The organism is Streptomyces sp. CAI-85 (genome assembly GCF_013363615.1).
Classification (GTDB): Bacteria; Actinomycetota; Actinomycetes; order Streptomycetales; family Streptomycetaceae; genus Streptomyces; species Streptomyces antibioticus_B.
Window position 1 is genome coordinate 80,076 of record NZ_JAANNX010000008.1, and the last position, 24,215, is coordinate 104,290.

The following is a 24,215-nucleotide window of genomic DNA, read 5'->3' on the forward strand; positions in this document are numbered from 1 at the left end:
AAGGAAGGGTGTTGCGTGATCACGAACGATGTGTGACCGATGGGTAAAGGATGTAATTGTCCGTATTGTTGATTATTTTACTGAAAGAGAAACAGGGTCACTCCGCGCCGACCGCCCGCGCCAGTACCCGCACCCCGTCCCGGATCCGCGTCGGCGGCAGATGGGCGTACCCCAGGACCAGCCGCACCCCGCCCTCGACCGGGCTCGTGTCCTCGTTACGCGCGTGCGTGTACTCGGTCAGTGCCCGCACCCGCACCCCGGCCGCCGTGGCCCGCGCCAGGAACTCCGCCTGCGGCCCGTGGCGCGGCGGAAGCTCCGCGATGACGTGCAGACCCGCCGCGATCCCCGTCACCCGCGCCCCCGGGAAGTGCTTCCCGAGCGCGGTCACGAGCGTGTCCCGCCGTTCCCGGTACGCCCGCTGGCAGCGGCGCAACTGCCGGTCGTGGTCGCCGCGTTCCACGAATCGCGCGAACAGCGCCTGGTCCAGCGTCGGATGGCCGAGGTCCAGCGTCCGCTTGCGCTCCACGACCTTCTCCGCCAGCGCCTCGGGCACCAGCATCCAGCCCAGCCGCAGCCCCGGCGCCAGCGACTTGCTGACCGACCCCGTGTACACCACCCGCTCCGGGTCCAGTCCCTGGAGCGCGCCGACCGGCGCCCGGTCGTAGCGGAAGTCGCCGTCGTAGTCGTCCTCCAGCACGAAACCGTCCACCGACCGTGCCCAGTCCAGGAGTTCGGCACGCCGCCGCGCCGAGTAGGCGATCCCGGTCGGGAACTGGTGCGCCGGCGTCACCACCACCGCCCGCACCCCCGACCCCCGCAACGGCCCGAGCGCCAGCCCGTCCCCGTCGAGCGGCAGGGGTACGGCGGTGACGCCCGCCGCCGCGTACAGGTCGCCGTGCTGCGGGCTCCCCGGGTCCTCGACGCCGACCGTGTCCCAGCCGCGCGCCCGCATCGCGAGCCCCAGCAGCGCCATCGCCTGCGCGACCCCGGAGACGATCACCAGCCGTTCGGGGTCGGCGACCACGCCCCGCCGCCGGGCGAGCAGCGCGGCGAGCGCGGTGCGCAGCCGGGGCAGCCCGCGCGGATCGGGGTATCCCAGGTCGGCGTGCGGCAGTTCGGCCAGCACGCCCCGCTGCGCGGCCGTCCAGGCGGTGCGCGGGAACAGCGCCAGATCCGGGGTGCCCGGCACGAAGTCGGCCGCCGCACCCGGGACCCGGGGCGCCAGGTCACGCGCGCGTGCGGGGACCGCCCGCACCGCGCCGCCCACCCAGGTCCCGGCGCCCCGGCCGCTGCGCAGATAGCCCTCGGCCGTGAGCTGCTCGTACGCCTCCGTGACCAGCCCCCGCGACACTCCCAGGTCGGTGGCGAGATCCCGGCTGGACGGCAGCCGGGTGCCCGGCGCGAGCCGCCCCGACCGCACCGCGTCCCGCAGCGCGCCCTGCAACGCCCGCCCCCGCGAGCGGGCCGGCGCGGCGGCGGCCGGCAGCAGCACCTCCCAGGCGGCCGAGAAGGGGGGCGGTCCGCTCGTTCCGTTCGGATTGGTCCCCGATGACGTCATGGAAGTGGACCTTAGACCGGACCGCCGCTCTTCCTAGCGTCGTCCTCATGAACGCCACCACCACGCGCGGCTCCCTGCTCGCCGCGCTCGCCTGCGTCCTCGTCGGCGCCTCCTTCACCGCCAACAGCGTGCTCGGCGACTATCCGTACGCGGGTGGCCAGTTCCTCCGGTACGGCCTCGCCTGTCTGCTCCTCGTCCCGCTGACGGGCGCCGGCGCCCTGGACCGGCTGCGCGCGCTCACGGCCCGGCAGTGGGGGCGGCTCGCGCTGCTGGCGGCGGTCGGGATGGTCGGCTTCAATCTGGCGGTCCTGGCCGCCGAGCGCTCGGCCGAACCCGCCGTACCCGGGGTCCTGGTGGGCTGCGCGCCGGTCGTCGTGGCGGTCGTGGTCCCGCTGTTGGAAGGGCGGCGGCCGCGCCGCACGGTCCTGTTCGGGGCCGGGCTCGTGGCGGTGGGTGCCTGTGTGGTGCAGGGGTGGGGGAGGACCGACGGCGCCGGACTCGCCTATTCCTTCTGCGCGTTGGCGGGGGAGGTCGGCTTCGCGGTGCTCGCCGTCCCCGTGCTGCGGCCGCTGGGCCCGCGGCTGCTGTCGGCCACGGTGTGCGGTCTCGCGGCCGCCGAGTCGGCCGCGGTGGGCCTCCTGGCCGACGGCGGCGGGTGGCTGCGGATGCCGGACGCGGCGGAGGGTGCCGCGCTGCTGTGGCAGGCGGTGGTGGTCACCGTCGTCGGCTTCGTGTGCTGGTACATGGGCATGCAGCGGCTCGGCGCGGAACGGGCCACGCTCTTCTCCGGCCTGATCCCCGTCGCCGCCGCCTGCACCGCCCCGCTGGTCGGCACCGGTTCCTACGGGCCCGCCCAGGCCGTGGGCAGCGCGCTGGTGGGTGCGGGAGTGGTGTGGGGAGCGCTGACGGGTCATCAAGGCGCTGTGCGTGCCGGGGGAGTTGCATACAAGACGTCCGCTCCGGAGCAGACGGATCCGGAGCGGACGGGAAAAGATCAGGCCGGATCGGAGCGCGGTCCGGCGGCCCGGGTGGAGACCGCCGACGGCACCCGGTAACCCGGTGACCGCGGCGCCTTCACCGGGCGCCGGGCTCCCGGTAACCCCGTGACCGCGGCGCCTCCACCGGGCGCCGGACCTCAGCGGCTGCCGTCGAGGATCACGCGCGCGACCAGCGCCGGGTCGTCGTTCATGGGGCAGTGACCGCAGCCGGGCAGCCGTACCAGACGGGCGCGCGGGATGACCCGCTTGGCGCGGACGCCCTGGCGGCGTACGAGCAGCCAGTCACGGGTGCCCCAGCCGACGGTCACCGGGATGTCCGGGACGTCGTCGGTGAACAGCACGGAGCCGCCGGCCCGCAGGGTCTGGTCGAAGCCGGTGGCCCCGGCCAGCGCCAGCGTCTCGGCGACCACGGCGTCCGGTGAACGGCGCGCCGGGCGGGCGTAGATGGTGCTGGTCAGCGCCGCGCGCCCGGCCGCCGACCGGGCCAGCCGCTCGACCATCGGCAGCGGCATCCGGCGGGAGATCCTGCGCATGGTCAGCAGGATGCCGAACGCGTACCGGCGCTCCGCCTCGGACCAGAACCCGGCCGGGGACAGCGCGGTGACGGACCGCACCAGCTTCTCCCGGCCCAGTTCCAGGGCCAGCAGACCGCCCAGCGAATTGCCCGCCGCGTGCGGCCGGTCCAGGTCCAGGGCCTGGCAGAACGCGTCGAAGACGGCGGTCGTCGTCGGCAGGTCGTAGGCCAGTCCGTCGGGCAGGGCCGGGGAGACGCCGAAGCCCGGCAGATCGACCGCGATCACGTCCCGCTCGGTGGCCAGAATGTCCACCACGGGGTCCCATGCCTGCCGGTGGTGACCGATACCGTGCAGCAGGAGCAGCGGCTCACCCGCGCCCACGCGCGTGTACGAGACCGTGACGGTCTGTGGGCCGCTGGGGGCGGGCACCGGGAAGGAGACGGTGGCGGACATGCGGATGCTCCTCGGCTGGACGTGGGGGCGGACGCCCGAGACAGCTTGTCAGCAATTGCTACTCGCGGGTAGCCCCTTCGGAAAGTCACCCCGCCTTCTCTTTCCGGGTCTTTCGCGACGGGAGGTTTGCCGCGACGTCACGAAACCGGGTCTGTACGAACGGGCCGTGAAACCTCGCCGTCACCGCGCCCGGCGGCCCGCGCGGGGGTGAGGATTGGTCTTGACCAAGGGTGGGGGCCGCCCTATCGTCGCAGAGAAGTACAACAACCTTTAATAAACAAGGGCGTGAAAACGCCGCCGGACCACGGGGAATGCGGAGGACAGGGTGGGGACCACGCATCTGGAATCGGTACCGGAACCGAAGTACTGGCATCTCAAGACCGTGCTCAGCGAGGCGCTCGACTCCGAGTTCACGGTCGGCGAGATCCTGCCGAACGAGCGTGAGCTGGCCGCCCGCTTCGGCGTCGCGCGCGCGACGCTCCGTCAGGCCCTGGAGCAGCTCGAACTGGAAGGCCGTCTCCAGCGCCGCCGGGGGGTCGGCACGACCGTGGCGCCGCCGCGCGTGGGGGTCGCCGTCGGCACCGGACAGCAGGCGTGGCCGGGGGGCGGCGACGACGCCTGGCGGGCCGTGGACAGCACCGACGCGGTGCCGCCGTCGACCGTCGCGACGGCGCTGGAGATCCCGCGCGAGCAGAGCGTGCACATCGTGCGGCGCTCCCGTGTCTCGCACGGCCAGCCGGTCGCCGCCGAACTGCTCTACGTGCCGCACGCCTCGGTGCCCGACCTGTCCGCGATCGACACCGCGAACCAGGCCGCACGCGCGCGTGCGGTGCTGCGCGAACTCCAGCGCCTTCCGCTCGACACCCAGGACCGCGCCGTGGAGCTTGGCTCGGCCCGCGCGGACGACGCGAAGGAACTCGACCGGCTGCCCGGCGCGCCCGTCCTCGTCGTCACCACCCGCTTCTTCGCCGCGGGCCGCACCGCCGCCCTGTCGGTGGCGACCTACCGCGCCGACACCTGCCGCCTCACCTTCGGCGCGTCAGGAGGCGTGGAGATACACCACGGCCCGGAACGCCAGGCGTCCTGACCCGGGCGGGCCTCCGACGGCCCCGACCGGCCGCTACGCGCGTCACCGCGGCGGCCCGGCCCGCGCACGGTGCGCACGCTCATGTGGTGCGCGGGCAGCGCGCCCCGGCATTCCCGGGGCGCGGCGCGGGGCGCGGGGCCCCGCGGTGAAACGGCGGCCTCACACCTGCCCCACCGTGGAGCGGCCCGTCACCGTCCCCTCCACCGCGAAGAGTTGCTCCTCGACGTGGTCGAGGGCCAGCCGCAGCGCGCCCGTCGCCACGGCCGCCTCGCCGAGCAGGGACAGCACCACCTTCGGCGGGCGCAGGCAATAACGCGCCAACTCCCGCCGCAGCGGCTCCAGTACGCCGTCCAGACCGGCCGCCCAGCCGCCGATCACGACGAGTTCGGGGTCGAGGGCCAGCACCAGCGCGGCCACGTCGTGGACGAGCCGCTGGAGGAAGCGGTCCACGGCCGCCCGGGCCCGCTGGTCGCCCTGGCGGGCCTGCGCGAACACCGCGGCCACCGCCTGCTCGTCCAGCGGGTGCAACGGCTCGTCGGTGGTCGACAGGAGCGTCTCCGGCGTCACGCCCCGGCCCAGCAGGTGCAGCGCGCCGATCTCCCCGGCCGCCCCGCCGTACCCCCGGTGCAGCCGTCCGCCGATCAGCGAGCCGGCGCCCGGGCTGAGTCCGGCGAGGACGAACACCACGTCGTCGGACTCGGTCGCGGAACCCTTCCAGTGCTCGGCGACGGCCGCCGCGTTGGCGTCGTTCTCCACCAGCACCGGGCACTTGAAGGAGCGGCTCAGCCGCTCGCCGAGGCGCAGCCCCGTCCACTCCGGCAGCGCGGTGCTCAGCCGTATCGTCCCGTCCGCCTCGACGATGCCTGGCGTCGCGACGCCCACCGCCCGCAGCGAACTGCGCGGCACACCCGCCCGCCGCAGCAGCTCGGCGACGGCGGTGCGCAGCCGCTCCAGCCGCTCGTCCGCCGACGCCGTCTCGTCGACGTCCTTGGCCTGCGCGCCCAGCACCCGGCCGTCCAGGTCGGCCAGCAGCGCCGCCACCCGGTGCGGTCCGATCTCGAGGCCCAGCAGATGGCCGGCCTCGGCCCGGAACCGAAACCTCCGCGCGGGCCGCCCCTGCCGCCGGGCGACACTCTCGTCGGCCGCCGTCTCGACCACGAGCCCCGCCGTGATCAGGTCCTCGACCACGCCCTCGACGGTCGGCCGGGACAGGCCGGTCACCCGGGTGATCTCCGTCAGCGTGGCGCAGTCCGTGGCACGCAGCGCGTGCAGTACCACCGCGGAGTTGATCCTTCGCAGCAGCGAGGGATCCCCGCCGGTCAGCCGACCCACCGTCCGTCCTTCCAGCTCGTGCGCGTGTTGGGCGGATCGTACTCGGCGCGGGGCACCCCGGCGAGTGCGGAATCACACACCCCGGCATCGGCGGGTGCTCAACCGGGCGCCACGAACCCCGACTCGTACGCCAGGATCACCGCCTGGGTGCGGTCCCGCGCGCCGAGTTTCGCCAGCACCGCGCTCACATGCGACTTGACCGTCTCCGTGCCCACGACCAGCCGCCGGGCGATCTCCGCGTTGGACAGACCGCGCGTCATCAGCCGCAGCACCTCGGCCTCCCGGTCGGTCAGCCGGGCCCGCTCCAGCGTGTCCCGGGCCGCCGCGTTGCCGCCCCGGTCGCCGTAGTCGGCGGCCATCCGCCGCACCGACGCCGGGAACAGCAGCGACTCGCCCGCCGCGACCAGCCGTACCGCGTGCACGATCTCCGCGGGCCGCGCCCGCTTCAGCAGGAACCCGGCGGCGCCCGCCCGCAGCGCGTCGTACACGTACTCGTCGTTCTCGAACGTCGTCACGACGACGATCCGCGGCGGGTCGGCCACCGAGCGCAGCACCGCGCGCGTGGCCTCGATGCCGTCCATCAGCGGCATGCGGACGTCCATGGCGACCACGTCGGGCCGCAGTTGCCGCACCAGCGGGATCACCGCCGCCCCGTCGGCCGCCTCGCCGACGACCTCGATGTCGGGCTGTGCCTCCAGCACGGCCCGCAGCCCCGCGCGGACCAGGGGTTCGTCGTCGACGAGCAGGACGGTGACCGGCATCCGCCCAGCCTAGATCAGCGCAACGGCAGGTCGACCCGCACCCGCCAGTCCCCTTCGTACGGCCCCGTACGCGCGTGCCCGCCGAGCAGGGCCGCGCGCTCCCGTATCCCGCGCAGCCCGCTGCCCCGGCCCGCGTCGGGTGCCCCGGCGGTCAGCGGATTGCGGACCTCCAGGCCGAGCGACCCGCCGTCGACCTCGACGCGCACCCGCACGGGCACGGCGCCCGCGTGCCGCAGCACGTTCGTCAGCGACTCCTGGAGGATGCGGTAGCCCTCGCGTGACACCGGCCCCGGCACGGTCTCCAGCGGCCCCGTCAGCTCCGCGTCGACCTTCGCCCCCGAGGCCCGCGCGGACTCCAGCAGCCGGTCCGCGTCGGCCAGCGTGGGCCGCCCGCTCACCGGCCGCTCCGACTCGCGCAGGACGCCCAGCACCCGTTCCAGATCCTCCAGCGCCGCCCGCCCCGTCTCCTCGATCGCGTCCAACGCCCGCTCCGTGAACGCCGGATCGCCCGCCGCCCGCGCGGCGCCCGCCTGGACGACGGCGACCGTCAACGCGTGCCCGATGGAGTCGTGCAGCTCGCGGGCGATGCGGTTGCGCTCCAGAAGCCGCTCCGTGCGCTCCTCCAGCGCCGCGAGCCGCTCGCCGGGGGAGGGGCCCAGCAGATGCCCGGCCGCGACGCTGATCAGCTCTCCCGCGCCGACCACGACCGCGGCCAGCGCGATCGGGGGGAGCGGCGCGAGCAGCGCGTACCACCAGTGGTGGCCGGGGAGTTGGACGAACGTGGACGGGTCCGCGCCGCCGCCCCGGGAGGTGCGCAGCAGATCCTCGGTGAGCATGGGCAGTTGGATGGTGAGGAAGGCGACGGTACCGCCGAGGAGCAGCCGGGTCTCCAGCCAGAGCACGGTCCGGCCGCGGTCCGCCCAGGTCGCCGAGGGCGTCACCACGATCCCCGGGTCCGGGCCGCCGTCCTGCCGGTGTCCGGTCAGCAGCAGCCGCGCCTGCACGCCCTCCGCGACCCGCATCGGGGGCACGAGTCCGACGGGCACCAGCAGCACGGCCGTCATGTACATGCGCGTGCTGTCGACGAGGTACCACAGGGCGGGCCACACACAGGCCATGAAGAGGTGCAGCCACCGGGTGTACGTCACCGCCCGGCCGAACGGGCGCAGGATGCGGACCATCCCGCCATCGTGCCAGCCGCCACCGACAGCCGGCCTCCCCCGCCCGGGGGAGACGATCTCCACCCGCGGGGGAGGCCCCGGACCCGCCCGCCCGGCCATGCTCCTGCCATGACCAGCATCGAAGTCCGCGCCCTCACCAAGGAGTACGGCACCCGGCGCGCCGTGGACGACCTCACCTTCGACGTCCTGCCCGGCCGCGTCACCGGCTTCCTCGGCCCCAACGGCGCCGGAAAGTCCACGACCATGCGGCTGGTGCTCGGCCTCGACCGGCCGACCTCCGGCACCGCCACCCTCGACGGCCGCGCCTACGCCACCCTCACCGAACCCCTGCGGCACGTCGGCGCCCTGCTCGACGCCCAGGCCGCCCACGGCTCCCGCACGGCCCGCGACCATCTGCGGACGCTGGCCGCCGCGAACCGCATCGCGCCCCGCCGGGTCGACGAGGTGCTGGAGGCCACCGGCCTCGCGGCGGTCGCCCGGCACCGGGTACGCACGTACTCCCTGGGCATGCGCCAGCGGCTCGGCATCGCGGCCGCCCTGCTCGGCGACCCGGCGGTGGTGATGCTGGACGAACCCTCCAACGGCCTCGACCCGGAGGGCATCGTCTGGATCCGCGGGCTGCTGCGCCGGCTCGCGGGGGAGGGGCGCGCGGTCCTGGTCTCCAGCCACCTCATGAACGAGACCGCGTCCTTCGCCGACCACTTGGTGGTCCTGGGCCGCGGACGGCTCCTGGCCGACACCCCGATGCGGGAGTTCATCCACGCGCGTGTACGGCCCCGCGTCCGGATCCGCACCACGGACCCCGCCGCCCTCCGGCAGGCCCTAACGGCGGGCGGACACGACGCCCTGGAGCATGAGCAGGGGCACTGGCTGGTGGACCACGCGCGCGTGGACGACATCGGACGCCTGCTGTCCGCCGCGCGCGTGCCCGTCCTCGAACTGGCCGCGGAGGAGGCCACGCTGGAACGGGCCTACCTCGATCTGACGTCCGCCGAGGCCGAGTTCACGGCACAGCCCCAGGAGGCATGACATGACGTTCGTACCCGCCCTCCACTCCGAGTGGCTGAAGATCCGCACCCTGCGCTCGCTCCTCGGCGCGCTGCTCGCGCTGTTCGCCGCGACGACGGCGTTCTCGGCGCTCGCGAGCGCGGACCCCTCCGAGACGGGGGAGCCCGGCTTCGACCCGCTGTACACGGCCCTGTCCGGTGTGATGCCCGGCCAGATCGCGGCGATCTCCTTCGGCGCCCTGGCCGTGTCCGCGGAGTTCCACTCCGGCGCGCTGCGGCTCTCCCTCGCCGCGGTGCCGCGCCGGGGCCGGTGGTTCGCCGCCAAGCTGACCGCCGTCGCCGTACCCGTGCTGGCCGTCGGACTGGTCACCGCGTGCGCCTCGCTCGTCGTCGCCCGCGCGGGACTCGGCGAGGCGGCGGACAGCCTCAGCGTGGCCGGACAGGCGCGCGGGGTCGTGGGCTGCGGGATCTACCTCACGCTGATGGCACTGCTCGCGGCCGGTCTCGCGGCCCTGCTGCGCAGCGGGGTGGGCGCGCTGTCGCTGCTGATCCCGTTCATCCTCGTGGTGTCGTTCGTGATCGGCGACGCGGCGGGCGGCGCCGTCGCGTATCTGCCGGACCGGGCGGGGCAGGTGGCGCTGCACGCGTCGTACGAGGGGCCGTTGGGGCCGTGGTCGGGGCTGGCCGTGACCGCGCTGTGGACGGCCGGGGTGATCCTCGCGGGCGGGTGGCGGCTGCGGCACCGGGACGCCTGACTGCTCGGTGGGCTTGGGGTCTGCCTCGGAGGGGCCGAGGGGGCTGACGCCACGCCAATTGTCAGTGGCGCCGGGTTTACTGGAACGCATGGACATCACGCGCTGCCTCGCCACCGTCGACCTGCTGTGCACCCGGGAGTTCCCCGCGGAGTACGGCAGGACCGACGTGGGTCCGGGCGGCCCCGGATGGCTTGCCGCCGCCTTACAGATGAGCCGTGACTTCTGGGAGGACGACGGCACGGCCTGGGAGGAGACGGTCGACCAGTACGAGGCCGACCGGGACGGCCTGTCGGAGCGGCTGACGGACCGCTGGGGCCCGCCGCACGTCATCAGCCTCGCGAGCGTCCTGGAGCGCTCGATGGAGGGCGAGGACATACCCGAGCCCTGGGACTGGCTCGCTCAGCACGTGCCGGACGTCCACCTGTGGCGGCACCCGGACACGCCCCGCTGGGTCGCTCTGGGCGTCTCGCAGTGGGACCGCGAGCTGCCGTTCGAACTCCTCGCGCTCGCCACGGAGACCGACCCGCCCTGAGCGCGCGCGGGGCGTCAGCCCTCGTCCCCGGCCGCCGCACGCAGCCGCGCGAACTCCTCCGCCATGGTCGCCGCCGTCCAGTGCGCATTGAGCCCGCTGGGGTTGGGCAGCACCCACACGCGCGTGTCCCCGAAGACCCGCTCCTGCGGCCCCACCGCGGCCCCGCGCTCCCCGAAGGCGGCCCGGTAGGCGGTCACGCCGACCACGGCCAGCCAGCGGGGCCGCAGCCGTACGACCTTGTCGGCGAGCAGCCGCCCGCCCTCCCGGTACTCCTCGGCGGACAGCTCGTCGGCGCGCGCGGTCGCCCGGGCGACGACGTTGGTGATGCCGAGTCCGTAGGACAGCAGCTCCGCCTGCTCCGCCGGCTTCAGTTGCCTCGGCGTGAAGCCGGAGAGGTGCAGCACGGGCCAGAAGCGGTTGCCCGGGCGGGCGAAGTGGTGGCCGGTGGCCGCCGTCATCAGGCCCGGGTTGATCCCGCAGAACAGCACGCGCAGACCGCCCGCGACGACGTCCGGTACGAGACGGTCGCGGGCGGCCTCCAGCTCGGCGGGGGTGAACCGCGTCAGAGGATCGCCCCGGGGGTGTAACCGGCCGCCTCCGGGCGCTGCTTGACGATCTCCTCGATCCGCGCGACCACGGTGGCGACCTGGGCGGACGCGGCACCGGTGAAGGACAGCTTGTCGGCCATCAGCGCGTCGAGCTGGGCCCGGTCGAGCGGCAGCCGCTCGTCGGCGGCCAGCTTGTCCAGCAGCTCGTTGCGCTCGGCGCCCTGCTCGCGCATGGCCAGCGCGGAGGCGACGGCGTTCTCCTTGATCGCCTCGTGCGCGACCTCGCGGCCCACACCGGCGCGCACCGCACCCATCAGCACCTTGGTGGTGGCGAGGAACGGCAGGTAACGGTCCAGCTCACGCGCCACGACCGCCGGGAACGCGCCGAACTCGTCGAGCACCGTCAGGAACGTCTCCAGCAGGCCGTCCAGCGCGAAGAACGCGTCCGGCAGCGCGACCCGGCGCACCACCGAGCAGGACACGTCGCCCTCGTTCCACTGGTCGCCGGCCAGCTCGCCGGTCATCGAGGCGTACCCGCGCAGGATGACCATGAGGCCGTTGACGCGCTCGCAGGAGCGGGTGTTCATCTTGTGCGGCATCGCCGACGAACCGACCTGGCCCGGCTTGAAGCCCTCGGTCACCAGCTCGTGCCCGGCCATCAGCCGGATCGTCTTGGCCAGCGAGGAGGGCGCGGCCGCGAGCTGCACGAGCGCGGTGACGACTTCATAGTCGAGCGAGCGCGGATAGACCTGGCCGACGGACGTGAACGCCTGCGAAAACCCGAGATGATCGGCGATCCGCGCCTCCAGCTCGGCGAGCTTGTCCGCGTCGCCGCCGAGCAGGTCGAGCATGTCCTGCGCGGTACCGACAGGCCCCTTGATCCCGCGCAGCGGATACCGCCCGAGCAGCTCCTCGACGCGCTGGTAGGCCACCAGCAGCTCGTCGGCGGCCGTGGCGAACCGCTTCCCGAGGGTGGTGGCCTGCGCGGCCACGTTGTGCGACCGGCCGGCCATGACCAGCTCGCCGTACTCCCCGGCCAGCTTGCCGAGCCGCGCCAGCACCGCCACCGTGCGGTCACGGACCAGCTCCAGCGACAGCCGGACCTGGAGCTGCTCGACGTTCTCCGTGAGGTCGCGGGACGTCATGCCCTTGTGGACCTGCTCGTGCCCGGCGAGATCGTTGAACTCCTCGATCCGCGCCTTCACGTCGTGCCGCGTCACCTTCTCGCGCTCGGCGATGGAGACCAGGTCGACGGTGTCCAGGACACGCTCGTAATCGGCGATCGCCGCGTCCGGCACCTCGATCCCGAGGTCGCGCTGAGCCCGCAGCACGGCAAGCCAGAGCCGACGCTCCAGCCTCACCTTCTGCTCGGGCGACCAGAGCGTGGCCAACTCGGCGGAGGCATACCGTCCGGCGAGGACGTTGGGGATACGGGGCTTGACGGGCGCAGAAGTCACGTGACCGGATTCTACTGGCGAAACATGCAGCCCCGCGCCGCGACCCCTTCGGCGGAAGCTACGAGACGGGGCCCACACCGGCAAAGACGCAGATCCTCACCTCCCCAGATAGGGCTCACACGCGACGCCGTCACCGTCACGGTCCAGATGCGGTCCGTAGCCGGGCTCCCGGCGATGCAACGGAGCGACACCGGCCGAACGCGCCTCGTCACGGTTCTCGTAGTACACGTCGGAGAGGGCGGGCGTACTCGGCGGCCTGGGCGCCGCGGAATGCTGTTCCGGCACTTCGGCCGCAGGAACCTCTTCCGTCTTGGTCTCGGTGACGGTGACCGAGACGGTCGGCGGGTCCGGTGTCCTGGTCGACGGAGTAACCGTGATGTCGGGTGTCTCCGTCACGGACGGAGTCGGCGCGCTCGACACCGACGGCTGCTGCGGGTCCTCGTCCCCCTCTCCTGACGCGCCGAACACCGGGGTCAGCGGGTCGCACCTCGACCACTGTTGCAGCCTGGCCGGTACCTCACAGAGGGCTCACGGCACGGCGGGCGCGGCTGATGACGTTCTGTGCTTCCGGGCCGTGCACCGCCGACTCCCGCAGGGTGTTCCAGACCCGCAGGTACGTTGTCGTGGATTCGGCGTCGTCCAGCCACAGCTCCGCGTGCCAGTCCTCGGCAACGACGAGTCGTTCGTCCAGGATCCAGAAGCCGTTGGCGGGGGGAATCCTGAGGGAGGCGCCGAGCGGGATGATCGCCAGCTCCACGGTGTCCATGCCGACCATGCCCATCAGGCGGTCCAGTTGGCCGACAAGGACGGCCGGAGGACAGATCAGGGCATGGAGCGCCGCCTCCCAGACGAGGGCGTGGAACGTGCGTCCGCCTCCCTCGTACAGCCAATCCTGCCTCTTGAGCCGGGCGCGGACGGCTGCGTCGGTGTCGCGTACCGTGCCCTGGAGTTCGGCGTAGCGGAGAAAGACGTGCCGCGCGTACTCCGCGGTCTGGAGCATGCCGGGGATCACGGCCTCCTCCCACGCGCGGATGACCGTGGAGCGGGAGACCTCGAGGTTCCAACTGTCCTGTACGGGCCGGTGGCCGGCCGCAAGCTGGCGGCGCCAGGAGCGGATGCGGGACTCGAATCCCTTGAGCCGGGCGTGGAGTTCGTCGTAGGCGTCGGGTTGACCCACCCCGTCCGCCCATGCCTTGAGGTCTTCACCGGTCGCGGTCTGGCGGCCGTTCTCCAGCTTGTAGATCTTCGAATGCGGCCAGCCGAGCCGCTGTGCGAGCTGCGTGCCGGTGAGCCGGCTGCCTCCAGGGGCTGAGAGCCTGAGTTCCCGGAGCCGGAGTCCGAGGGCCTCTCGGGCCTGCTGGAAGTCTGTGCTCACCGGAACGCCGTCTAACCTCGCGAGGCGCGCAACTGCGCCGCGAACCGGTCGTACGGGACGGCGTGGTGCACCGCGGCGTCGCGGATCTGGCAGTAACGCAGGACCTCGGCGGGCTCCGTGATGATCTCGACGTCGTGGAAGACGTCGGCGTCGTCGAACCGGAGGACGGCGACGAGGCGGCTGTCGAAGAGCCAGAAGTCCTCCGCGGGTACGTGTGCGCGGTCCGCGTCCGCGCGCCACAGATTGCCGACGTCCTCGCCGGTGGCTGCGTTGCAGCGCGCGTAGTCGAGTAGAAACAACTGCCCCTGCGTGGGCGGGTTGTCGACCACCCTCACCCGACCGACGTACTTGCCGGCGGCGGTCTGCCGGATGATGTTCCGGCACCAGTCGCTGTCCAGATCCATCGCCGCAGTGCCGGTCTCCAGGAACGCGGCGTACGACGGGTCTTCCCTGTCCGAGGCGTAGCCGCGTCGGGTCTCCAGGTGCCAGGCCGAGTGCTCGAACGTCTCGAAGAGCCGCCCGAACTCCTCCGGCCCGATCAGCTCGGGCACGCGGAGCGTCTCCTTGGGGCCGTGATGGACGAGGAGTTCCCGCGGGACGACCACGGCGACGTCGTCGGCCCCCAAGTGCTGGAGCTGAGCCAGGTCTTCGGGATCCGTGAGCGGCGGTCCTTGGACGATGACCTGTCCGGTGTCGGCGTCCTCGTGCAGGGCCGGGCACCCGCCGTTCTTGCTGTCGGTGCCGGTGAACCGCAGCCGTCGTGCCATGAGTTGCCTCCCTCGGGTGTGGGGCCTGGTCTCCTTCATCCTGTCCGGGCCGGTGACCACGCCGCTACAGCGTGCCGTACCTCGCGTGCGACCATACGAGAACAGTCAGTCGGATGGCGCGAACATTCAGGAACATCACCTGTCCGCTGTCAACGGACCGCTTCTACGGTCCGGTTCATGGCCTCTGCACCCCCGGCACCCGATGCCGACATCGACCCCCACGCGGCCGTGGAGTCCCTCCGCGCGGCCCTCGACCAGGCGGGAATCGTCCTGCCCTCCCTCAGCGCGGACCCCGCGTCCCCGTCGCTGCGCCTCGTCGAACTCGGCCGCGTGCGCGCCGACGTGGCCCTGCGACTCGCCCACGCCCTCGAACCACGGGAGACGGCACCATGACCACCACCCTGGAGGAACTCACCGCAGCAGCGCTGAAGGCCCTGCCCGTGCCCGACCTGGCTCGACTCTCCGGGGCGCAGTTGGAGGGGCACGTGTGCGTGTGGGGCGGGGAATCCCTGACGGCCGGCACGGCGGTCACCGTCGGCGAGTGCGACCACGCCGGCCGCAGGGTGTTCCTACGGGGGTGCCGGAGGGACGTGGCCCGCCACGCCATGTGCGCCTTGTTCGACCACAGCACCGGGGCCAAAGCGTGTGCGGTGTGCCAGGTAGGTGGGGGCTGTCCGACGGGCAGAGCACTCAACCTGCTGTTACGCGCCGCCACATCGTGGCTCGGTCGTGCGAGTGAGGCGCTGCTCAAGGCAGAGGTGGAGGGCGTCGGCGAGGCCGACGGCGGCGTGGACCTGTCGGTCTCGTGCTTCCACGGGTCCCACCCCGGAGCAGCCTGCGACGGCGGCGGGAATGTCGGCGAGGCGGCGCTGATCGCGCAGCACCGAGCCGCTAGAGGCGGTGACAGCCACAGGGGCGCCGGGTCGAGCAGCGTGGGATGTGGGGGTGCTGTCCCTGCCTGAGCGAACCTGTGAGCTATCCGCCTGAACCTGGTGGGCTGCTGTCGCCGTGCCCAGGTGCTGAGCCCATCGCGGGCTGGTGGGGCCCCCGCGATGCTTGTGTCCCGTGCTGGGTCATAACCCCAGCTCCCAATTGATTCGAAGATTAACGAGGCAATCTGCCCTTGGGTCTATCGCCTCGAGGGGGGATGGGGCGGCATTCGTCGCGCGCTCGCGGGGTGGCGCAGTCGATCGGCGTCGCGGATGCTCGGTGTATCCGTTCGTTCTCGTGCGAGGCCAGCCCGAGCATGGAACCATGCCTCCTACCGGCAAAAGGGGCATCCGAGATGATTGAGGTCAAAGGTCACACAGGTCAGGTTGCGTTCGACGGCGAGTACGTCACGATTATGCGAAAGGGCCTCAACGCCCGGCTCAGCGTCGGCAAGGGCGAGAAGCGCATGCACATATCGCAGATCAGCGGCGTGCAGTGGAAGCCCGCCGGGCTGCTGGTGAACGGCTTCATTCAATTCACGGTGCCCGGCGGCAATGAGCGTCGGTCCGCCTTCGGTAGTCAGACAAAGGACGCGGCCCACGACGAGAACTCGGTCGTCTTCCACAAGAAGCAGATGCCACAATTCGAGAAGCTGCGGACCGCTGTCGAGGCTGCCATCGCTGCGCACCACAAGGCGTCGGCTGCGCCCGCGATCGTGTCCTCGGAGTCCGTGGCTGACGAGTTGGCCAAGCTCGGCGCGCTGCGGGAACAGGGCCTCTTAAGCCCGGAGGAGTTCGAGGCGCAAAAGGCGCGACTCCTCGCCGACTGAAGCATTGTCGATGGCGGGGGCGTGGGGTAACCGCTATCCCTGTTCGCCGCATGCCAGCTGCACAACGACATGCCGTTGTACCCCGTCACTGCGCCTCGTCGAACTCGGCCGCGTACGCTCTTCAGCGCACTGCGTCCACGAGACGGCGGTGCCGGGCCGCCGCGCGGCGCCTTGGTCATCCGGTTGTCGTCGGCCACACCGGCCGCCTACAGACTGGCCTCGATTGCGCTCATGACCACTCCCGCCTGCCGTTGCGTCACTTCGGCGAGACGCTCGTCGCTCTGCATGGTGGCCAGGATGCTGGCAGCTCGGCCCATCGCGCGCGCGTACAACGGCACCTCGGCCCACCCTTGCTCGCCGATGCAGTCTTGGTAGCGGAGGTGCTCGAGCTGGTTGACGAGCGCGGCCGTCGCCTTCTGCGAGGAGGAGACCTCGCCCGCGAGATACCGCAGTTGGGCGAGTGCGTCCCCGACTGGGTTGACGCTGAGTTCGGTGAGCAGTGCGCGCGCCTTGCCCTCGACCTTTCGGCGTACCGCGGCGGACTTGGCCTGGGTCTTGCGCCTCCGAACATGCGGCAGCGCTCGCCGCCACGCATCGGCCGACTGATACAGGGCGGGCTGTCTCGGGCTCGGGCCACGCATGCCATCTGTATGGGAAGTTCCTCGGCGACATGCAGGCGGTGGCCATGAGCCGGAGGGGAAATTCACTTCCTGTCCCCTCGGCGACGGGCCAGATGCACCGTGATGTCCGCGACCATCTCCACCCGCTCCGGCAACACCCGCTCGATCCGGCTGAACACTTCCTCCCGTTCCGCAGGTGGGAGGACGAGGTACGCCGAGACGGTGGAGAGGTGGCCGAGGTAGTCGTGCGGGCTCATCGTCACGCGGCGGTGTACGACGGTCTGGCGGACGTCGGTGAACCACTCCGAGCGGTGGAGTTCCGTGCCAGGCCACTGCATCGCGTCGTCCGGGGGTGTGCCGTCCGGGGACGGGATGTCGTCGCGGTCCAGGAAGGGGGAGCGTGCCGTGCGTACCGCCTCCTCGACCCTCGGGTCGGCCACACGCAAGGGGCCGCCGAAGGAGGCGAAGGTGGCGGCCGGGTTCAGGAGTGTGGCCAGGCGGTTGCAGCGGTCCTGGGGTGGGTCCAGTGGAGCGCGGCCGCCGCGTAGACCAGGTCGTATCGCTCGTCGTGGAAGGGCAGGTCCTCGAAGGCTGCCTGTGTCGAGCGGACGTCCGCCGGTACGTGTTTGCGTAGCTCCGTGAGCATGGCCGCGTCGGGGTCGGTGGCCGTCAGTTCGAGCCCGCGGCCGGCGAAGACGCGCGTCGCCTTGCCTGTGCCCGCGCCGATCTCCAGGGCCGTGACCAGCGGGCGGGCCGCGTACTCCGTCACCAGGGTGAAGAGTTCCGCGGGGTAGGCCGGGCGGAAGCGTTCGTACGATTCCGCGACCGTTCCGAAGGTGAGAGCGCGATCAGGCATACGGCGATCCCACCACGCGGGCCCTACCCCGTGGGGCCCTCGTACGGCAGCAGGTCCGGGCGTTTCGCCGGGCGGCCGTCGCCCGAGGAGCGGCCGGTCAGGCGGCGGCCTATCCAGGGGAGCAGGTACTGCCGGGCGAAGCGGGCGTCCGCGACGCGGCGGGCGGCCCAGCCGGGCGGCGGGGTCACCGGCATCGGCGTGTGCCACTCGGGGTCCTCGGGGGCGTAGCCGAGGCCCTGCCAGACCGCCTCGGCGACCCGGCGGTGGCCCTCGGGCGTGAGGTGCAGCCGGTCGACGTCCCACAGGCGCGGATCGCCGAGCGAGGGGGCGCCGTACAGGTCGACGACCAGCGCGCCGTGCCGGGCGGCGAGGCCGTCGACGCAGGCGAAGAGTTCCTCCATGCGCGGCCGGAAGCGTTCCAGGACGGGGCCCTGGCGGCCCGGGCTGCGCATCAGGACCAGTTGCTTGCAGGCCGGGGCCAGGCGCTCCACGGCCTCGGTCAGCAGACCCGTCACGCGCCCCATGTCGCACTTGGGGCGCAGGGTGTCGTTCAGACCGCCGACCAGCGTGATGACGTCCGCCTCCATCGCGGCCGCCACCCCCACCTGCTCCTCGACGATCTGGCCGATCAGCTTGCCGCGCACCGCCAGGTTGGCGTAGCGGAAGCCGGGGCTGTGGGCGGCCATCCGGCCGGCGAGGAGGTCCGCCCAGCCCCGGTAGGAGCCGTCGGGCAGCAGGTCCGACATGCCCTCGGTGAAGGAGTCGCCGACCGCGACCAGGCTGGTGTGTGTGGGATTCGTCTGCATGGCGACATAGATGGTAGCCCGAGGACCATACCCAGCGGTCGGTCGCCCCCTGGGCCTGCTTCTCGGGCCCACCGTCGTCCTACGCCCGCTGCCCGAACAGCTCCCGCAGCACGTCCTCCATCGTCACCAGCCCGGCCAGCCGGCCGTCCGAGCCCAACGCCGCCGCGAGATGCGTCCGGCTGCCGCGCATCGCCGTCAGGACGTCGTCCAGCGGTGTCGTCTCCCGTACGCGCGCGATGGGGCGCATGTCCCGCAGCCGGAACGGCTCGTCCCGGGGCGAGGCGTCCAGCGCGTCCTTCACATGCAGATAGCCGACGATCCGGCGCCCCTCGTCCACCACCGGGAACCGCGAGAACCCGGTCTCGGCCGACAGCCGCTCCAGCTCCTCCGGGGTCACGCCCACGCGCGCGTACGTCACGCGCTCCAGCGGCATGACGACGTCCCGGACCGGTCGGCGGCCCAGCTCCAGGGCGTCGTGCAGTCGCTCCTGGGCGCGGTCGTCGATCAGCCCCGCCTCTCCGGCGTCCTTGACGATCTGGGCGAGCTGAGCGTCGGAGAAGGCCGCGGTGACCTCGTCCTTCGTCTCGATCCGCAGCAGCTTCAGCAGGGCGTTGGCGAACGCGTTGATCGTGAAGATCACCGGGCGCAGCGCCCGGGACAGCGTGACCAGCGGCGGGCCGAGCAGCAGCGCGCTGCGCACCGGCTCGGCGAGCGCGATGTTCTTGGGCACCATCTCGCCCAGCAGCATGTGCAGATACGTGGCGACCGCCAGCGCGATCACGAAGGACACCGCGTGCCCCGCGCCCTCGGGCACGCCCACCGCGTGGAACACCGGCTCCAGCAGATGCGCGATCGCCGGCTCCGCCACCACACCGAGCACCAGGGTGCACAGGGTGATGCCGAGCTGCGCCGCCGCCATCAGCGCCGACACGTGCTGAAGACCCCACAGCACGCTCTTGGCGCGCCGGTCGCCGCGTTCGGCGTACGGCTCGATCTGGGCGCGGCGGACGGAGATCAGCGCGAACTCCGCGCCCACGAAGAACGCGTTGACGACCAGGGTCGCCAGTGCGATCAGCAGTTGTACCGCGGTCACCGGCCCGCCCCTTCCGAGTGGTCGTCACGGCCGCCACGGCCGTCGCGATGGCTGTCCTGGTCCTCGCCCAGCGGCGCGTGCAGCAGCACGCGCGCGGCCCGGCGTCCGGACGCGTCCACCACGTCCATCCGCCAGCCGGCGACCTCGACCGTGTCGCCGACGGCCGGTATCCGGCCCAGCTCGGTGGCCACCAGACCGGCGAGCGTCTCGTACGGCCCGTCGGGCACCGCCAGGCCCACGCGCGCGAGCTGGTCGGTGCGGGCGGCGCCGTCGGCCGAGTACAGGGCGCGCCCGGTGTCGTCGGTGCCCGCGGGGGCCAGGTCGGGCGTCTCGTGCGGGTCGTGCTCGTCGCGGACCTCGCCGACGACCTCCTCGACGATGTCCTCCAGCGTCGCCACGCCCGCCGTACCGCCGTATTCGTCGATGACGACCGCCATGGTCCGCTTGCCGGACAGCCGGTCGAGGAGCCGGTCCACGGTCAGCGACTCGGGGACCAGCAGCGGCTCGCGCATGATCTCCGATACGGGCACCCGCGGCCGGCGCCCCGCGGTGACCGCGAGGGCGTCCTTGATGTGCGCGGTGCCGACGACGGCGTCCAGCGTGCCGCGATAGACGGGGAAGCGGGACAGACCGGTCGCCCGGGTCGCGTTCGCCACGTCCTCGCAGGTCGCCTGGGCGTCGAGGGCGATGACCTGGACGCGCGGGGTCATCACGTTCTCCGCGGTCAGGTCGGCCAGGTTCAGGGTGCGCACGAACAGCTCGGCGGTGTCCGCCTCCAGGGCGCCCTCCCGGGCGGAGTGCCGGGCCAGTGCCGCCAGCTCCTGCGGGCCGCGCGCGGCGGCCAGTTCCTCGGTGGGCTCCACGCCGAAGCGGCGCACGATCCGGTTCGCGGTGTTGTTGAGATGGGTGATGAACGGCCGGAAGGCGGCGCTGAACCAGCGCTGGCCGTTGCCCACCGTCTTGGCGACCGCGAGCGGGGAGGAGATCGCCCAGTTCTTGGGCACCAGCTCGCCGACGACCATCAGGAACACCGTCGACAGGGCCGTGCCCAGCAGCAGCGCCACCGAACTCGACGCGCCGCTCGACAGCCCGGCCGACTCCAGCGGCCCGGAGATCAGCTTGGCGATCGACGGCTCGGCCAGCATGCCGACCACCAGGTTGGTGACGGTGATGCCGAGCTGGGCGCCGGAGAGCTGGAAGGTGAGGCCGCGCACGGCCTTGAGGGCACCGGCCGCGCCGCGCTCGCCGCGCTCGGCCGCCCGCTCCAGTTCACTGCGCTCGACGGTGGTCAGCGAGAACTCGGCGGCGACGAACGCGCCGCACGCGAACGACAGCAGGATCGCCGCCAGCAGCAGAAGCACTTCCGTCATCGGGTCACCTCCGTCCCATGATCGGACAGGGCGGGGAGGAACGCGCGATGTCGCGCACGGCTCGTACCGGTCGTACGGCTTGTACGGCGCGTACTGCTACTGGGAGGCTCGCCCATGGGCGGACGCTCACACCTTTCATGTCAAGACATCAGGGGGCCGTACGGACGTACGGCCTCCCTATAGTAAAGGATCGGCAAAGTAGCCGGTCGGTCGGTTACGCACCCCCGCCGTCAGTCCGTGAGCGGCTTCGTCCAGCGCCGCCACCGCTCCTCGGGCGTGTACCCCGCCGCGTGCCAGGCATGGTGGGCCGTCTCGTTGCGGGTGAGCACCATCGCGTCCCCGCGCCGCCCGCCCAGCCCGACGAAGCGCTCCTCGGCGGCGGCCAGCAGTGCCGACCCGATGCCGCGACGGCGGCGCTCCGGATGTACCGCCAGGCGGTACAGATGGCACCGCCAGCCGTCGAATCCGGCGATCACCGTGCCGGCCAGCTCGCCGTCCAGCTCGGCGAGGAGCAGCGCCTCGGGGTCGCGCGCGACGAGCCGTTCGACTCCGGCGCGGTCGTCGCTGATGCTCGTCCCCTCGGCGGCGCTCTTCCAGAAGGCGAGCACGGTGTCCAGGTCGTCGGGCGTCGCGGCCCGTATCCGCAGATCAGACATACGACGATCCCACCACGCGGCCCCCGCCCGGACCCGGAATTCCAGCATCCGGACGGCGGCCGGAGGGCGAGGGCCCGACCACACCGCCCCCGAACCCGAACGGACGCGACGGCATGAACTCTCCTCAGTGGCAACCGACTTGAGCATTCGTCGCGATTCCATCACTCGTGGGCGATGGCCGCCAGCACGTTCATGCGGGATGCACGCATCGCCGGGAGCAACGCTGCCACGACTCCGACGATCCCCGAGCCGATCACCACCGCGACCACAGTGCCCCACGGGACGGCCAGGGCTTTCATGCCCTGGAGCGCCAGTACCTGCTGTATGCACACACCCCATACGAGGCCCAGCGCGAGCCCGAGGACGGCGCCGAAGACGGCGATCACGACCGACTCCAGCCGGATCATCCGGCGCAGTTGCCGCCGGCCGAGACCGATGGCCCGCAGCAGCCCGATCTCCCGGGTCCGCTCGACCACCGACAGCGCCAGGGTGTTGACCACGCCGAGCACCGCGATGACGATGGCCAGCCCGAGCAGCGCGTACACCAGGTACAGCAGGACGGCGATCTGGTCGTGCACCAGCTTCTTGTAGTCGGCCTGGTCGCGCGCCTGCACCTGGGGGTAGGCGTCGAGGGTCCGCTCCAGCTCGGGCCGTAGCTGGTCCGCGCCGCCGTCGCCCGCCGCGTTCACGTACAACGCGGAGTCCTGGCCGCCGGGCACGTACTTCTCGACGGTCGCGATCCCGAAGAACAGTCCGCCCTGCATGCCGAATGCGTCGGCGGCGTCCTGGTCGGTGAGCGCGGTCACCTTCAGCTCGGTGGTGCGGCCGCCGGGGAACTCGACCGGGAGCACGCTGCCGATCCGTACGCCGTGGTCCTCGGCGAAGCCGACGTCCATGCCGATCGCGCCCTCGGCCAGCGCGGCCGCCGTGTCGCCCGCCGCGTAGGTGACATGGGCGACGTCGTCCACGCCGTCGTCGTACCCGGCGGCCGTCGTCTCGACGCGCTTGCCGTCCGGCAGCCGTACGGCGACCGGCGCGAACCGCTGCCGTACGACGAGGCCGACGCCGTCGGTGCCGCGGACCGCGTCCGTGACCTCCTGGGAGAACGGCGTGTAGTTGGCGTTCTGGACCACGAAGTCCGCGCCGAGCGTGTTGTCGATCTGCTGGTCGAAGGACTTCGACATCGAGGCGCTCGCCACCGACATGCCGCCCACCAAGGCCAGGCCGACCATGAGTGCGGCCGCCGTGGCACCGGTGCGGCGCGGGTTGCGCAGGGCGTTGCGCTGGCTCATCCGGCCGACCGTGCCGAACAGCGCGGGGAAGGCCCCGCCCAGCACCCGGATCACCGGACGCACCAGCAGCGGGCCCGCGACGACGGTCGCGACCAGGGTCAGTACGACGCCCAGCCCCAGCAGGGACGCCGCCGACGCCGTTTCCGAGGAGACCGCGCAGCCCGCCAGCGCGGCCGCGCCGAGCGCCCCGAGGACCGAACCGACCACCGCGCGGACCTTCAACGGCCGTCCCACGCCCGCCCCGTCGGCGTCCGCGAGGGCCGCCATCGGCGAGACGGCGGCCGCGCGCCGGGCCGGGAGATAGGCCGCCACGAAGGTCACGCCGACACCGACGGCGTACGCCGCCACCGGAGTGCCCCAGCCGACGACCATCTCCGTGGTCTTGAGGTTCATGCCGAACGCGCCCATCAGCCGGATCAGCCCCGCGGCGAGCCCGATGCCGGCCGCGAGGCCCAGCGTCGAGCCGACCAGACCGAGCAGCACCGCCTCGGTGAGCACCGAGCGCCGCACCTGACGGCGGTCGGCGCCCAGGGCGCGCAGCAGACCCAGTTCACGGGTGCGCTGGGCGATCAGCATCGAGAACGTGTTGACGATCAGGAAGACGCCCACGAGCACGGAGATCCCGGCGAAGCCGAGCATCACGTACTTGATCACGTCGAGGAATCCGCCCAGGGACTCCGCCGACGACTTCGCCTGCTCGTCGGCCGTGCGCACCTCGTACGGCCCCGGGCCGATCGCGGCGCTCACCCGGCGCTTCAGCTCGGCGTCGGTCACGCCCGGCGCCGCGTCCACGGAGACACCGGTCGCCAGGTCGGCCGAGCCCAGCAGCAGGGCCGGGGCGGCCTTCGGGTCGAGGAAGACCAGGGCCGAACCGGGGTTGGTGGTCCGGAAGGTGGCGATGCCGACGATGTGGACCCGGAAGGTGCCCGGCTGGGCCATCACGGTGAGCGTGTCGCCGATCCTCACGTGCTTCTTGTCGGCGGTGTCCGCGTCGAGCAGCGCCTCGCCGTCCCCGCGCGGGGCGCGCCCCGAGGTGAGCCGTACGGGGCTGCGGTCGGTGACATTCCAGTCGGCGGCGATGGTGGGGGCGCCGGTGGTCGGGCCCACCGACTCGTTCTCGCTGTCGACGACCGTGATGTTCTGCACGCCCACGTCCGGGCGGGCCGCCGCGACCCCGTCGACCCGGGCCACCTCGGCGGCGAGGGAGGCGGGCAGGGTCTGGACCGCGCCGGTCGGCACGGACGAGGTCAGGTCGTCCTTCGGCTCGATGGAGACGTCCGCCGCCGTCGACGCGAAGAGCCGGTCGAAGGTACGGGTCACCGTGTCCGAGAAGATCAGGCTGCCCGCGACGAACGCCACGGACAGCACCACGGCGAGCGCCGAAAGGAGCAGCCGCCCCTTGTGCGCCAGGAAACTCCTGAGGGTGGCCTTCAGCAC

26 protein-coding genes are annotated in these 24,215 nt (G+C 72.5%); 8 read left to right on the forward strand and 18 right to left on the reverse strand.

The window, feature by feature from the left end:
- Nucleotides 1-97: 97 nt before the first annotated feature.
- Nucleotides 98-1,558, reverse strand: a complete 1,461-nt coding sequence (locus G6W55_RS13025) for a PLP-dependent aminotransferase family protein (protein ID WP_175520985.1) — start codon at nt 1,556-1,558, stop codon at nt 98-100.
- Between the two features lie 47 nt (nt 1,559-1,605).
- On the opposite strand from G6W55_RS13025, the gene G6W55_RS13030 reads away from it, so the two are divergent.
- Nucleotides 1,606-2,613: a DMT family transporter gene (locus G6W55_RS13030; protein ID WP_175520986.1), complete on the forward strand. Its 1,008-nt coding sequence runs from the start codon at nt 1,606-1,608 to the stop codon at nt 2,611-2,613.
- 80 nt (nt 2,614-2,693) lie between these two features.
- On the opposite strand, the gene G6W55_RS13035 is transcribed toward G6W55_RS13030, so the two are convergent.
- Complete coding sequence (locus tag G6W55_RS13035) at nt 2,694-3,524, reverse strand: alpha/beta fold hydrolase (RefSeq protein ID WP_175520987.1); 831 nt, start codon at nt 3,522-3,524, stop codon at nt 2,694-2,696.
- Nucleotides 3,525-3,849: 325 nt separating this feature from the next.
- Between G6W55_RS13035 and G6W55_RS13040 the strand changes: the two genes are divergently transcribed.
- The gene (locus G6W55_RS13040) at nt 3,850-4,611 is read left to right on the forward strand and encodes a GntR family transcriptional regulator (protein ID WP_175520988.1); all 762 of its coding nucleotides are present in this window, start codon (nt 3,850-3,852) and stop codon (nt 4,609-4,611) included.
- 159 nt (nt 4,612-4,770) lie between these two features.
- Here G6W55_RS13040 and G6W55_RS13045 read toward each other — a convergent pair whose 3' ends face one another.
- The 3 genes from G6W55_RS13045 to G6W55_RS13055 form a co-directional block, all read right to left on the reverse strand.
- A complete protein-coding gene (locus G6W55_RS13045; RefSeq protein ID WP_175520989.1) occupies nt 4,771-5,943 on the reverse strand; it encodes an ROK family transcriptional regulator in 1,173 nt (390 codons plus the stop codon).
- A 98-nt stretch (nt 5,944-6,041) separates the two neighbouring features.
- Nucleotides 6,042-6,704, reverse strand: coding sequence for a response regulator transcription factor (locus G6W55_RS13050; RefSeq protein ID WP_175520990.1), 663 nt, complete (start codon nt 6,702-6,704; stop codon nt 6,042-6,044).
- A 14-nt stretch (nt 6,705-6,718) separates the two neighbouring features.
- A complete protein-coding gene (locus G6W55_RS13055; protein ID WP_175520991.1) occupies nt 6,719-7,885 on the reverse strand; it encodes a sensor histidine kinase in 1,167 nt (388 codons plus the stop codon).
- 108 nt (nt 7,886-7,993) lie between these two features.
- Between G6W55_RS13055 and G6W55_RS13060 the strand changes: the two genes are divergently transcribed.
- From G6W55_RS13060 to G6W55_RS13070, 3 genes are all read left to right on the forward strand, one after another.
- Nucleotides 7,994-8,914 carry an ATP-binding cassette domain-containing protein gene (locus G6W55_RS13060; RefSeq protein ID WP_175520992.1) on the forward strand — a complete coding sequence of 307 codons (921 nt, stop codon included), beginning with the start codon at nt 7,994-7,996 and terminating at the stop codon, nt 8,912-8,914.
- 1 nt (nt 8,915) lies between these two features.
- Nucleotides 8,916-9,647, forward strand: a complete 732-nt coding sequence (locus G6W55_RS13065) for an ABC transporter permease (RefSeq protein ID WP_175520993.1) — start codon at nt 8,916-8,918, stop codon at nt 9,645-9,647.
- Nucleotides 9,648-9,735: 88 nt separating this feature from the next.
- On the forward strand, nt 9,736-10,179 hold the full coding sequence (locus G6W55_RS13070) for a hypothetical protein (protein ID WP_175520994.1): 444 nt from the start codon (nt 9,736-9,738) through the stop codon (nt 10,177-10,179).
- A gap of 14 nt (nt 10,180-10,193) precedes the next feature.
- On the opposite strand, the gene mug is transcribed toward G6W55_RS13070, so the two are convergent.
- The 5 genes from mug to G6W55_RS13095 form a co-directional block, all read right to left on the reverse strand.
- A complete protein-coding gene (gene mug / locus G6W55_RS13075; protein ID WP_175521119.1) occupies nt 10,194-10,745 on the reverse strand; it encodes a G/U mismatch-specific DNA glycosylase in 552 nt (183 codons plus the stop codon).
- Nucleotides 10,742-12,184, reverse strand: coding sequence for an adenylosuccinate lyase (purB, locus tag G6W55_RS13080; RefSeq protein ID WP_030795663.1), 1,443 nt, complete (start codon nt 12,182-12,184; stop codon nt 10,742-10,744). Before purB ends, mug begins: the two co-directional genes overlap by 4 nt.
- Before the next feature lie 96 nt (nt 12,185-12,280).
- On the reverse strand, nt 12,281-12,580 hold the full coding sequence (locus G6W55_RS39225) for an excalibur calcium-binding domain-containing protein (RefSeq protein ID WP_309243702.1): 300 nt from the start codon (nt 12,578-12,580) through the stop codon (nt 12,281-12,283).
- Between the two features lie 121 nt (nt 12,581-12,701).
- On the reverse strand, nt 12,702-13,559 hold the full coding sequence (locus G6W55_RS13090; RefSeq protein WP_175520995.1) for a helix-turn-helix transcriptional regulator: 858 nt from the start codon (nt 13,557-13,559) through the stop codon (nt 12,702-12,704).
- Nucleotides 13,560-13,570: 11 nt separating this feature from the next.
- Nucleotides 13,571-14,326 (reverse strand): DUF6879 family protein, encoded by a 756-nt coding sequence (locus G6W55_RS13095; protein ID WP_175520996.1) that lies wholly within the window; start codon nt 14,324-14,326, stop codon nt 13,571-13,573.
- Between the two features lie 177 nt (nt 14,327-14,503).
- Here G6W55_RS13095 and G6W55_RS13100 point away from each other — a divergent pair, with 177 nt between their 5' ends.
- The 3 genes from G6W55_RS13100 (at nt 14,504) to G6W55_RS13110 (ending at nt 16,085) form a co-directional block, all read left to right on the forward strand.
- The gene (locus G6W55_RS13100) at nt 14,504-14,719 is read left to right on the forward strand and encodes a hypothetical protein (protein ID WP_175520997.1); all 216 of its coding nucleotides are present in this window, start codon (nt 14,504-14,506) and stop codon (nt 14,717-14,719) included.
- The gene (locus tag G6W55_RS13105) at nt 14,716-15,288 is read left to right on the forward strand and encodes a hypothetical protein (protein WP_175520998.1); all 573 of its coding nucleotides are present in this window, start codon (nt 14,716-14,718) and stop codon (nt 15,286-15,288) included. Before G6W55_RS13100 ends, G6W55_RS13105 begins: the two co-directional genes overlap by 4 nt.
- A gap of 323 nt (nt 15,289-15,611) precedes the next feature.
- The gene (locus tag G6W55_RS13110) at nt 15,612-16,085 is read left to right on the forward strand and encodes a DUF4429 domain-containing protein (protein WP_175520999.1); all 474 of its coding nucleotides are present in this window, start codon (nt 15,612-15,614) and stop codon (nt 16,083-16,085) included.
- Between the two features lie 206 nt (nt 16,086-16,291).
- On the opposite strand, the gene G6W55_RS13115 is transcribed toward G6W55_RS13110, so the two are convergent.
- From G6W55_RS13115 to G6W55_RS13145, 8 genes are all read right to left on the reverse strand, one after another.
- Complete coding sequence (locus G6W55_RS13115) at nt 16,292-16,726, reverse strand: hypothetical protein (RefSeq protein ID WP_175521000.1); 435 nt, start codon at nt 16,724-16,726, stop codon at nt 16,292-16,294.
- 62 nt (nt 16,727-16,788) lie between these two features.
- On the reverse strand, nt 16,789-17,145 hold the full coding sequence (locus G6W55_RS38620) for a hypothetical protein (protein WP_254876227.1): 357 nt from the start codon (nt 17,143-17,145) through the stop codon (nt 16,789-16,791).
- A gap of 41 nt (nt 17,146-17,186) precedes the next feature.
- Nucleotides 17,187-17,561, reverse strand: coding sequence for a bifunctional 2-polyprenyl-6-hydroxyphenol methylase/3-demethylubiquinol 3-O-methyltransferase UbiG (locus tag G6W55_RS38625; RefSeq protein ID WP_254876228.1), 375 nt, complete (start codon nt 17,559-17,561; stop codon nt 17,187-17,189).
- A 23-nt stretch (nt 17,562-17,584) separates the two neighbouring features.
- Entirely contained in the window at nt 17,585-18,367 is a 783-nt protein-coding gene (locus tag G6W55_RS13125; protein WP_175521001.1) for an SGNH/GDSL hydrolase family protein, read from the reverse strand.
- 79 nt (nt 18,368-18,446) lie between these two features.
- Nucleotides 18,447-19,460: a hemolysin family protein gene (locus G6W55_RS13130; protein WP_175521002.1), complete on the reverse strand. Its 1,014-nt coding sequence runs from the start codon at nt 19,458-19,460 to the stop codon at nt 18,447-18,449.
- Nucleotides 19,457-20,830, reverse strand: coding sequence for a hemolysin family protein (locus tag G6W55_RS13135; RefSeq protein WP_175521003.1), 1,374 nt, complete (start codon nt 20,828-20,830; stop codon nt 19,457-19,459). The genes G6W55_RS13130 and G6W55_RS13135 overlap by 4 nt, the downstream gene beginning before the upstream one ends.
- Nucleotides 20,831-21,060: 230 nt before the next feature.
- Entirely contained in the window at nt 21,061-21,486 is a 426-nt protein-coding gene (locus G6W55_RS13140; RefSeq protein WP_175521004.1) for a GNAT family N-acetyltransferase, read from the reverse strand.
- Nucleotides 21,487-21,647: 161 nt separating this feature from the next.
- Entirely contained in the window at nt 21,648-24,215 is a 2,568-nt protein-coding gene (locus tag G6W55_RS13145; RefSeq protein WP_175521005.1) for an FtsX-like permease family protein, read from the reverse strand.

Excerpts from the sequence above, each read along its gene's own strand:
- G6W55_RS13025 (WP_175520985.1), bottom strand. The coding sequence starts at position 1,558 with ATGACGTCATCGGGGACCAATCCGAACGGAACGAGCGGACCGCCCCCC.
- G6W55_RS13030 (WP_175520986.1), top strand. The coding sequence starts at position 1,606 with ATGAACGCCACCACCACGCGCGGCTCCCTGCTCGCCGCGCTCGCCTGC.
- G6W55_RS13035 (WP_175520987.1), bottom strand. The coding sequence starts at position 3,524 with ATGTCCGCCACCGTCTCCTTCCCGGTGCCCGCCCCCAGCGGCCCACAG.
- G6W55_RS13050 (WP_175520990.1), bottom strand. The coding sequence starts at position 6,704 with ATGCCGGTCACCGTCCTGCTCGTCGACGACGAACCCCTGGTCCGCGCG.
- G6W55_RS13055 (WP_175520991.1), bottom strand. The coding sequence starts at position 7,885 with ATGGTCCGCATCCTGCGCCCGTTCGGCCGGGCGGTGACGTACACCCGG.
- G6W55_RS13060 (WP_175520992.1), top strand. The coding sequence starts at position 7,994 with ATGACCAGCATCGAAGTCCGCGCCCTCACCAAGGAGTACGGCACCCGG.
- G6W55_RS13065 (WP_175520993.1), top strand. The coding sequence starts at position 8,916 with ATGACGTTCGTACCCGCCCTCCACTCCGAGTGGCTGAAGATCCGCACC.
- G6W55_RS13070 (WP_175520994.1), top strand. The coding sequence starts at position 9,736 with ATGGACATCACGCGCTGCCTCGCCACCGTCGACCTGCTGTGCACCCGG.
- G6W55_RS13095 (WP_175520996.1), bottom strand. The coding sequence starts at position 14,326 with ATGGCACGACGGCTGCGGTTCACCGGCACCGACAGCAAGAACGGCGGG.
- G6W55_RS13100 (WP_175520997.1), top strand. The coding sequence starts at position 14,504 with ATGGCCTCTGCACCCCCGGCACCCGATGCCGACATCGACCCCCACGCG.
- G6W55_RS13105 (WP_175520998.1), top strand. The coding sequence starts at position 14,716 with ATGACCACCACCCTGGAGGAACTCACCGCAGCAGCGCTGAAGGCCCTG.
- G6W55_RS13110 (WP_175520999.1), top strand. The coding sequence starts at position 15,612 with ATGATTGAGGTCAAAGGTCACACAGGTCAGGTTGCGTTCGACGGCGAG.
- G6W55_RS13115 (WP_175521000.1), bottom strand. The coding sequence starts at position 16,726 with ATGCGTGGCCCGAGCCCGAGACAGCCCGCCCTGTATCAGTCGGCCGAT.
- G6W55_RS38625 (WP_254876228.1), bottom strand. The coding sequence starts at position 17,561 with ATGCCTGATCGCGCTCTCACCTTCGGAACGGTCGCGGAATCGTACGAA.
- G6W55_RS13125 (WP_175521001.1), bottom strand. The coding sequence starts at position 18,367 with ATGCAGACGAATCCCACACACACCAGCCTGGTCGCGGTCGGCGACTCC.
- G6W55_RS13135 (WP_175521003.1), bottom strand. The coding sequence starts at position 20,830 with ATGACGGAAGTGCTTCTGCTGCTGGCGGCGATCCTGCTGTCGTTCGCG.
- G6W55_RS13140 (WP_175521004.1), bottom strand. The coding sequence starts at position 21,486 with ATGTCTGATCTGCGGATACGGGCCGCGACGCCCGACGACCTGGACACC.